This is a genomic window from Halomonas tibetensis (genome assembly GCF_042643535.1).
Taxonomy (GTDB): domain Bacteria; phylum Pseudomonadota; class Gammaproteobacteria; order Pseudomonadales; family Halomonadaceae; genus Halomonas; species Halomonas tibetensis.
The window spans coordinates 19,655-29,551 of sequence record NZ_JBHRSQ010000036.1 but is presented as its reverse complement, the minus strand read 5'-3'; the positions used below and the strand labels follow the sequence as shown (position 1 = coordinate 29,551).

The 9,897-nt window shown below is 47.0% G+C and carries 6 protein-coding genes; all 6 read left to right on the top strand.

The window, feature by feature from the left end; translation table 11 throughout:
- Nucleotides 1-230 (top strand): hypothetical protein (locus ACFODV_RS15425; RefSeq protein ID WP_379761016.1); only part of this gene is annotated, 230 nt, incomplete at its 5' end.
- 42 nt (nt 231-272) lie between these two features.
- Entirely contained in the window at nt 273-3,467 is a 3,195-nt protein-coding gene (locus ACFODV_RS15420) for a helicase-related protein (RefSeq protein WP_379761014.1), read from the top strand.
- Nucleotides 3,407-5,299 (top strand): DrmB family protein, encoded by a 1,893-nt coding sequence (drmB, locus tag ACFODV_RS15415; protein ID WP_379761012.1) that lies wholly within the window; start codon nt 3,407-3,409, stop codon nt 5,297-5,299. The genes ACFODV_RS15420 and drmB overlap by 61 nt, the downstream gene beginning before the upstream one ends.
- Complete coding sequence (locus ACFODV_RS15410; protein WP_379761010.1) at nt 5,286-6,461, top strand: ATP-binding domain-containing protein; 1,176 nt, start codon at nt 5,286-5,288, stop codon at nt 6,459-6,461. Before drmB ends, ACFODV_RS15410 begins: the two co-directional genes overlap by 14 nt.
- Entirely contained in the window at nt 6,461-8,017 is a 1,557-nt protein-coding gene (locus ACFODV_RS15405; RefSeq protein WP_379761008.1) for a hypothetical protein, read from the top strand. The genes ACFODV_RS15410 and ACFODV_RS15405 overlap by 1 nt, the downstream gene beginning before the upstream one ends.
- Nucleotides 8,018-8,020: 3 nt before the next feature.
- Nucleotides 8,021-9,598 carry an NERD domain-containing protein gene (locus ACFODV_RS15400; protein ID WP_379761006.1) on the top strand — a complete coding sequence of 526 codons (1,578 nt, stop codon included), beginning with the start codon at nt 8,021-8,023 and terminating at the stop codon, nt 9,596-9,598.
- Nucleotides 9,599-9,897 lie beyond the last annotated feature (299 nt).

Sequence of the window (9,897 nt, the reverse complement as noted above, 5' to 3'; positions counted from 1 at the left end):
GGGTACTGACCGAGGCAGCGGTAACCGGCAAGCGCGATTACCTGCGCGGTCTGAAAGAGAACGTGGTGGTGGGTCGTTTGATCCCGGCCGGTACCGGCCTTGCCCACCATGAGGAGCGTCGCCGCCGACGTGAAGGCCCCGAGCGTCCGCCGGCGCCGTCGGCGTACGACGTCGAGCAGGAACTGGGCGCCCAGTTCACCGCGCTGGACTCAGGTGTTGAAGAAAAATAAAAGAGACGAGTTAATTCTGTTGCATACATTAAGGGGTGAAGTATGAGTTACGCAGCAGAGCGAAAACGCCTGATCAACTGGCTGAAAAAGCAGCTGATAGGGCCTGCAAGGCCAGGAGAATTACAGGGTATATCTCCTCTGCGGCGCTATCCTGTAGGTGTGCTTTACCCGATAGTTGAGAGTGGTGAAGGTCTGGACCCCGCTAGCGAAGATGACGATTTTTCAGAAGAGGACTACACCGGAGCTGTAGAGATGGATTCTGATAAGACAGCTTCAGGTATAGTACGGCGACGCTATATTCCGCCTTCTTCTGTGGGATATTCATTCTATGTGGACGGCAATAGCTGGTCAGTTCAAGTGATTTTTTCAGCGGCTATTTACAGTGAGATAAGAGAAGATAATGGTCAGTTTAGCGGGCGTTATAAACGAACCGTGCTAGGTGGTGATGAGCATGCCCTGCTAATAAATAGCCCGGGACGGCATTTCGTATTTCCAGACCAAAATGAAGGAGAAGAGATTAAAAGGGCTGGTTTGGATGTGCAGGCAAGACAGCATGGCTCGGGAACGATTGTTACTGTTTCGATTTTTAATAATCAAGAGATGGCTGCTGATCTTGATTTTAGGAAATGGTCCGTAGAGCAACTAAAACGCTCACTTTTTGAAGTTGAGCTGGCATGCTTTATTGAATCAGGGGCTGTAGGGCGCTACCCGAAAGTAGAGTTTAATCTGCTTGATGCTGAAGAGCAGGAGTTGGAGCTGCAGTATAAAAGTCGAACAATCTATGCAATAGGTCATGGATGTGCAGTTGAATGGCGGGAAGATGAAAAAGGCGTGCGTGAGATTCGAAGTGAATTCATGCCTGTGGTGGAAGTGCCTCAGGTAACTGCGGATGTTGCAGGCGGAGATGAAGTGCTTAATCTTGCCTATTTGGCTGGGAGCGAAAATAATAGTGGCGAGGTTTGTGCTTCACTCCGTCGGTTTGTGATGCGTTATGAAAATTGGATCAAAGGCCAAGATGAAGATCTGAATAACCTTCAGGCGGATGAACGTAAGGCCGGAGAGCGCATCGTGGAGCGTATGAAAATCGCTTTTGAGCGGATGGAACATGGAATTTCTTTGATCGAACGGGATGCAAAGGTGGCGAGCGCCTTTGCACTTGCCAATCAAGCGATGTTAAATCAGATGCAGCAGAGCACTCGGAATAAAGGTCAGAGTGCAGATGCCAGAGAATATAACTGGCGTCCGTTTCAGCTGGCATTCATATTGACTGCTTTGAAATCCTCCATTGATCAGGATGACGACTTTCGGGATACGGTTGATTTGATCTGGTTTCCTACAGGTGGTGGAAAAACTGAAGCGTACCTGGGGTTGATAGCCATCGTTATGCTTTGGCGTCGCTTCAAATTTCCCCATTCAGGTGGTGGAACCACATCATTCATGCGATATACTTTGCGGTTGCTTACGACTCAGCAGTATTTGCGTGCCTCTCGAATTGTCTGTGCTCTTGAGCTTATTCGCCGGAGCAGCAATGGCGAACTCGGCAATGAACCTTTCAGTATTGGGTTGTGGGTGGGGGCCGCGAGCAGTCCTAATACCTTTGATAAAGCCAAGGAACTTGTAGAGTCTGCTGCTCACGGAAGTCAAAAGGCTGTTTCAGCTCTTGTTATTGATCGATGCCCGTGGTGTGAGCATGAATTCCATGCGCCAACGAATTATCAGGTGGGGAGCACAAAATTCCACTTTGTTTGCACAAGTAGTAATTGTGCATTCGGTACGGAGGGTAAAGGTGTGTTGCCCTGTAACGTTGTTGATGAGGCTTTGTACAAAGAACCACCGACGTTGTTGATCGCGACCATAGATAAGTTTGCTCGCCTAGCCTGGGACGAGCGTGCAGGGTGTTTCTTTGGTGTTGGTAGTAATCGGCCACCGGAATTGGTGGTCCAGGATGAGTTGCACCTCGTCGCTGGCGCCTTGGGTTCTGTAGCTGGAGTTTACGAAGCTGGGTTGGAGACAGTGCTAGTACAGCGGGGTATCCATCCCAAGTATATCGCTTCAACAGCGACTATTCGTATGGCTGAAAATCAGGTGCGTAAGCTTTATGGAAAGGATGTCTCGGTGTTTCCGCCGCAGGGAATTGATTGTGATGACTCATTTTTTTCGAAAACGGTGCCAATTAGTATAAGGGCCGGCCGACTTTATGTTGGTTATTTTGCGCCGATGCTAAGCCGAGATAAAAATCTGGCTCCATTAGCTGCGGGGCTACTAGTAGCCCCCGAAGAGCTATTTGCAGAGGGGGCTCAGGAGCAGGAAGGGCTATTGGAGGCATGGTGGAGTCAAGTAATTTACCACGGAAGTTTGAAGGGTGTTGGCAATAGCCATAATGCTTTCAATATGGGTGTTCGAGAGTGGTATGATCGGCTAAAACAGGAATCGAAACAGGAAGCGAAAGAAAGTGGGGAGCCTGCACCTGAACTAAACAGGGATCAACCCTGTGTTGTCCAGCTAACGAGCGTTTCCAGCGCTGAAGAAAATGCGCGAACTTTTGCGCGGCTTGAGCGGCCGCGAACCGATTTGGAATGTATTGATGTTGTCTTGGCAACTAACATGGTGTCAGTGGGGCTTGATGTCGGCAGGCTTGCGCTGATGGTGATCAACGGTCAGCCACTGACTACGGCGGAGTATATTCAAGCAAGCAGTCGCGTAGGCCGTAGTGAGGTGCCAGGCATCGTTTTTGCTAACTACTACCGTGATCAGGCGCGGAGCCTATCCCATTATGAGAATTTCAGACCTTACCACGAATCATTCTATCGATTTGTAGAGCCTACCAGCATCACACCATTCACACATCAGGCCAGGATGCGCGCGTTACATGCCGGATTGGTGATTGCAGTGAGGCACGTGGTTCAGCCTTTGAGAGCAAATGATGCTGCTGGAAAATTTGATCCGGATGACACCGTAGTCGCACGGGTAATTGAAGCTTATACAAGGCGCTGTATTCAGGCTGACCCGGAACGCAAAGAAGAGATCCGAGCGCATATCCGATCATTGGCCAGTGAGTGGAGTAATCATGCAAAGAGTTGCGCTCAACAACGACGCCAGCTGTCTTATCAGGCACACGCTGACGACCGATCTGTCGAAAGGTTGCTGTTCAATCACGATGACAAGATCCGGGGTGTATGGCCCACCCTACAGTCAATGCGCAATGTCGAGGATACGGGGTTGCTAAAAGCAATATGAGCGATAAACGCCTGATACCTGTCCGACTTTCTCACCTCTTACGTCACTGCTCTGTTGGTGCTGTAGTTCGTGGGCCTGAGTACCTCTTAGTTGTTAGGGACACTCGAGAATGGACTGATCGCGCTGGAGCTACTGTAGGGCGGATTATTCCCTACGTAGAACAGGTTAAATCCGCGATGGAGATTGATCGAGATCTCCGTGAGCCGCCTATTGCCTCTGAAACGTCAAAAGGAGTTAAAGGGCACTGTGTGCCGGCCGACATTTTTCCTGCCTGGATGCGCTGTTTAAATTCTCGTTGTGGTGCCTTGCACTACAAACCTTGGCGTGGTGACGACAACTATCGGTTTACCTGTCGCGTTTGTGCAAAAGGTAGGCTGGAACAGGTGCCATGGGTCATGGCTCACGAAGAAGGACACCTTGCGGATGTGCCATGGCATGCCATCACACATAGCAACGCTTCGACACCCGAACAGAAGAATTGTGGGCGGACCTGGGATGTTCCGTATCTGCAATTGAAGCAGAATGGCCATGGACGAATGGACCTACAATGCAGCGTATGCAATGTCGTCAGGAATTTTGATCCCCGGGATCGGTTGTTATTTGATGGTAATCGCCAGCCATGGCTAAGAATCCGACCAGAATATTCAGAGATACCAGCCGAAATTTTGTCGCTTAACGATACTAGGCTACACTTGGCCGTGACTCAGAATGCTTTGGTTATTCCGCCTGAGTCTAGGGTAAGAAGAGGTACGGTCGTCGACCGGTTATATGCAAGCTCAGATAAACTAAAAAAGATACAGCAGGCTAAAACTAACCTTCAAAAACGACAGCAGTTTCGTCAAATATCTCGTGAGTTTCAATGCGCACAGGATGAGATTGAGGCGGCGATGGTTGAGATTGATAAGGGTTACCCATTGTATGGTCAACAGATTACAAATGGTCTGCTTTTAGAAAGTGAATATGAAGCATTAACCGATTTTATTCCAGATCTTTTGGATGACGAAGACTTTGTACCACGACATATGACTGATCAATGGCGAGAAATGGGTAGGGCTCAGAACTCGAATTCTAAGTTAATGAAAATTGTTGGTCTGATTGATCTTCTCGTTGCGATTGATCGGCTTAAAGAGATTATGGTTTTGAAAGGGTTCCAGCGCTTGAGTCGTGACGGGGCGTTGGTGCCACCGGACATAGAGGGAAAAACCGATTGGCTACCAGCATTGGAGTTGTATGGGGAAGGCTTATTCTTTACCCTTAACGAATTATTTCTGCGCCAATGGGAGTCGCAAACATCCTTCCAAACACGCGCAAGGGAAGTGGCAAGACGCTACAAGGGATCTGACTTCAGCTTTGAATCGGAAGCGGATGTTTCCCCCCGATTCTTATTGCTTCACACCCTTGCCCATATGCTTATCAAAGAGCTGGAGAGCCAGGCTGGTTATCCAGCAGCATCTCTCAAGGAAAGAATTTACTGTTCCACAATTCTGGAACAGCCAATGGCGGGCATTCTGATCTATGTGGCTGTCCCCGATGTTGTTGGTTCCCTTGGTGGGTTGTCTGAGCAGGCTAAGCCGCAACGATTGTTGAACCTTCTGAGCCGCGTATTTGACCACGCTGAGTGGTGTTCTCTAGATCCGGTATGTGCTGAACACCAAGGGCAGGGACCAGGATTGTTGAATAGAGCAGCTTGTCACGCGTGTGCATTAATCCCTGAACCTTGTTGCGCGTATGCCAATGTTCTGTTGGATCGCATATTTATTCGCGGAGATCGGGCTAATGGCCTGAGACCGATTCTTGATTTCGCTGGAGAGTGCGTAGATGGCAAAGCGTAGGTTTCAGCTTCCGGGAATACAGGACCTTAGCAAAGAGCAGGAGCGTGTTCGCGCCTTGCCCTTTGAGGGTCAGCACCTGATTATTGGTGGGCCGGGGACTGGAAAATCTGTCTTGGCGCTATTGCGGGCGAAATCTTTGGCTGACGAAGACTTAGATTATCTATTTCTTGTTTTTAATCATTTACTTATGCAGTCTAGTAAAAAACTCTTTGGTAACAAGCTTCGAAGTCAGCAATGGCAACGTTGGTTTATCTCCGTTTTTACTGGTGATGTGTGCCATAGTCTACCACGCCTACCACCTCAAAATGGTTCTCGGCTAGAGACTTTCGACTGGGAAAAAATCTTAAACCTATGTGATTCGTACCAAGGAAATGACGAAGACGGTGAGCGACCATTTCTGATCATAGACGAAGGCCAAGACATGCCTCCGGGTTTTTATGAGGCTTTGGTAAAGCTTGGTTTTGAGAATTTGTTTGTGGTTGCTGACCAGAATCAGCAAATAGCGGATGGAAAAAACAGTAGTCGTCAGGATTTAGAGAGTGTGCTTGGGCTTGACGCTGATGAAACCATTGAGCTGACAGAGAATTACCGAAATAATCTGGCAATAGCAAGACTTGCAAGAGCCTTCTATACTGGAGATCCAGCAAGTCCGCCACCTAAACTTCCGGACCCTCCGCCGTATGAGGTTAAGAAACCGATTCTTTTCACTTATAGTCCCGATCAGTTCGAGCATATTATTTATCGTATTCTCACGATGGCGATCAATAATCCACGAAAACTCATTGGGATATTGTGTCCTAGTAACAGTGTAAGGGAAAAGTATTATGGTTCTCTGGTCACAAAAAAAAGTGCTTGTGGGTATCGCCAAACAATGATTATGACTTTTAAGTATGGTGATAAACACGAAATGCCTTTTGATGACGGGGGAATTATGGTGATCAATTCCCAGGCCTGCAAAGGTTTAGAATTTGATATCGTGTTTTTATCTGATATCGATCAGTTCACATGCGATGCGCAGAGTCTTGAACGTATAAAAAAACTTTTTTATGTCATGATTGCAAGAGCGACTGAGCATGTGATTCTTCTTAGGAAGAAGGGTGACGAGAAGCCTGTTGATGCGATCATTCCTAAAGACGATCCCCCAGTGCTGGAGATTAAGTAATGGCAGGCGAAGATATGTTTGAGAGCGATGTGGATTTTGTCAAGTCTGGCAGAGGTCATGAAATAAAATGGCGGTTAGTCACAAATCATCAAAATTTGATGTTCATGCTTTCTGCGGGCATGATCATGCCGCCAAACGGGTTCGGAAAAAAATATTACCAAGATACTTTGTCTTTGCTGCCTGGGTGGGTTCCTTTGTTTCCTGAAGCCCTTTGGAAGTCGGCGATTGTTGAGTCTGTTTCCGAACAGAACTTCCTGCGTCCTTGTTATGCAGAGTTGGATCTTTCCAGGGTGTCGGGAGGAGTTAAGGTTTTACGATCAGGCTGTTGGGAAGATGCGCAATTTCCGGACGAGGTGTATGGAAGTGAAGACTTGATTCTTGTTCCTGCTCCATTGCCTATTTCAATGATTTCAGAGGTTGTCTTCTCGTCGAAGGTAGATAAAGAATTTTGCGATAAAGACGCACAGAATTTTTCTAATGTGCCGTTGGAAGACTTTAAGACAAAGACAGCGGTAACTCCTTTCAAGAAAACCAAGCTCGATTCGTGGCCCCCGCCGATAAATGGGGCCGAGGAGCGGCATGTTGAACTGACTCTGCCAGACGCTTTTGGTGGTGTAGTCACTCTTTTAAGCTGTCTTTCTAACCGAGATGATGTAGCCATGCAGTTGGCAGGGGCATTTTTTCATGGCACTCCTGATGATGAAATTACACATTCTTTTCCAATGTTATTAAGCTCACATGCCATGTTTTATTCACCAGATATGGCAGTTGAGCAGCATGGAGCCTCAGGCGCCTTGTTTAGAAATATTTCCGAGTCTCTTGTTCGCTGGCGTGAAGTCTCGGGAAATAGCTCACCTAAAGATATTATAATGGGTGTTCTTGAAACTTCGAATGCTGGCTTGGAAGGCAAAGCTAAACAAGCTGGTGAGCGTTTGATGGGTGACCTTAGGTGCATTGTTCAGTTTCCTGAAAAAACCCTCGATGAGCTACTGAAAGTGCACCAGAAACCACTTCCTAGATCACTGATTATTTTCTTCATGAATGACAGTTCGCTTGATCTCTTGGAAATTAGTAATGCTAATATCAATGGCTATGAATTCTGTGGGGCGGCAATTCTGTTTGGTATCACCGAAGGGTGGATGCGGATGCCTACTAAATTACGAGAGAGTAATGACCTTCATCTGATTGTTCCTGACTACATGGCGTTTTTATCACATAGCTTGTCAGGCTCAAGCCTTAAGTTTGGTTCTTTACCTGACCGTCCGAGGTCGCTGCGTGAACACTTTAGTGAAACACCATCAAATAAAAAATCAAATAATGTGGCGCTTTATGTCGCTCGAGCTTGCAAGTGGGATTGTATAAATACGCGAATCAAGCTGGGTAAGGGAGAGTACAAGATGCTAATTGATGGTTCTGGAGCGAGCTTGATACTGGATGGAGATGTTAAGGCGGTCCAAGCAGAGGTAGATCAAGAGAAATTTATGGCTTTTCTCCGTAGTGAAACTGACATCCCTTCCCGGGTCGAGAATGAAGCAAGAAAGATGCTGAGGACTTAAACAATGAGAATGATTCCGGCATCTCCGCATAAGACAGAAAGCACTGCTGAGAAGAGAGTGTTTGATGTTCTTCGCCGAATTTTCGGCGGTCCACATAACAGTGAATTTATTGCCTATCATTCACTTAATCTTACGCGACACGTGAAGAAAAGGTTTGGAGAAATTGATTTCCTGATTGTAGGCCCGTTGGGTATTTATGTTCTTGAGGTGAAAGGTGGACGGGTTTCCTGTTCTGGAGGCGTGTGGCAATATACCAACAAGAATAACGATGTGAATATGTCATATGAAGGGCCATTTAAACAAGCTGAGTCAGCCTTGCATGGCTTAGTAAGTAAGTTAAGAGAAAAACTCCCGCATGTAGTGACAGAAAGTTTTAGTATTGGTTATGGGGTTGTTTTTCCAGACTGTCGTCTGGCGGCGCCGGGTGTAGAGTGGGACCCACAGATGGTTTGTGATGACGGTGCCCACAAAGATTTGGAGCGGTGGTTAAAAAGACTTTTTCGGTATTGGCGAGCTAAGGATTCTAAAGAAAGACATGCGTCTACGGAAACAGTAAATCAACTAGCTCAATTTCTGCGGCCTGAGTTTGAAGCCGTTGTCCCATTACATAGTCGTACAGAAGAGGCTTATAGTGAGATAAAACGACTTACAGAGTCACAAATGGCCTTTGTGGATTCAATCGAATTGAATACAAGAATTATTTGTAGTGGTGGTGCTGGAACCGGAAAGACCCTTTTGGCAGTTGAGGTTGCCAGACGGTGGACAGCAGATGAATCACAGATTGCTTTAGTTTGCAGCTCTCCCTGGCTTATGAGTTTTCTAAAGAACAAGTTTTTAATACCGGGACTGACAGTGTGTACTGTGTTAGGTTTGAAAAATGCTGCACGGCGAGCGGGTTTGGATAAGTTTGATGCCTTGATTATTGATGAGGGTCAGGATTTGCTTTCTATGGGTCTTCTGTCAGACCTTGATGCTTTTCTTAATGGTGGACTTGAGGAGGGTAAGTGGTGTTTCTTTCACGATGTTAATAACCAGTCTGGATTATTTGGAAAAGTTGAGCCAGAGGCTGTCGAGTACCTCAATTCTCTTAATTCTTTCCGGGTCCCTTTGAAGAGGAACTGTAGGAATACTAAAATAATACTGGACAAGGTTAAGACTGTTACAGGTGCTGATGCAGGCGTATTTGGTGCAGGCGTGGGGCCGGAGGTGGTAGAGCTTAAAACAACTGATTGCGAAGATTTGGCGGCTAAGTTGTCGAGTGAAATCCATCGGATTGTGCAGGAGGGTGGGTTGCCGGAAAGTGACGTGACAGTTCTCTTATATGGGGTGGATGAGAAAGCGTTTCTTGAGCAGCTGCCCGATAGACTTAGAAATAAGTTAGTGCTGCTGGATGAATTTTCCATGCAGTCCTTTCCGCCTCAAGGAGTCAGCTTGTCGAAAATTGATAGTTTTAAAGGTCTTGAGAATGAAGCAGTTATTTTGGTTGGAATGCCGCAGGAAATAAATAATTTAGGTTCGAAAGCTCAAGCATATGTCGCCATGAGCCGGGCAAGGTCGGTGCTTTCTATAATTTATTCCTGACCCATTATCATAAATGAGTCTATCGACTTTGGGGAGTGGCTTATGTCATCGTCTATGGTAGTACTCAATAAGGCACAGGAAGCCGATAGTCTGTCTACTCGGGTAGAATTGTTCAATGAGGAGGCATTATCTTCAGCCTGCTAGCCATCAAAGTCGCCGCGGCGCTGCGGGAATTCATCGTCACGGCTATGCAGCTGAATTGGCTTCGTTCAAGAGCGAGTTCCGGCGCCTATCAGCTGGAGGTAAGGCCTTCCCAAAAGCGGCTGGTGGCTAGTTTGTATCTTGACTAAGCTAAGTTG

Bases quoted from the DNA above. Each gene is read 5' to 3' on its own strand.
- ACFODV_RS15400 (WP_379761006.1), top strand. From the start codon at position 8,021: ATGAGAATGATTCCGGCATCTCCGCATAAGACAGAAAGCACTGCTGAG.
- ACFODV_RS15410 (WP_379761010.1), top strand. From the start codon at position 5,286: ATGGCAAAGCGTAGGTTTCAGCTTCCGGGAATACAGGACCTTAGCAAA.
- ACFODV_RS15420 (WP_379761014.1), top strand. From the start codon at position 273: ATGAGTTACGCAGCAGAGCGAAAACGCCTGATCAACTGGCTGAAAAAG.
- drmB (WP_379761012.1), top strand. From the start codon at position 3,407: ATGGCCCACCCTACAGTCAATGCGCAATGTCGAGGATACGGGGTTGCT.
- ACFODV_RS15405 (WP_379761008.1), top strand. From the start codon at position 6,461: ATGGCAGGCGAAGATATGTTTGAGAGCGATGTGGATTTTGTCAAGTCT.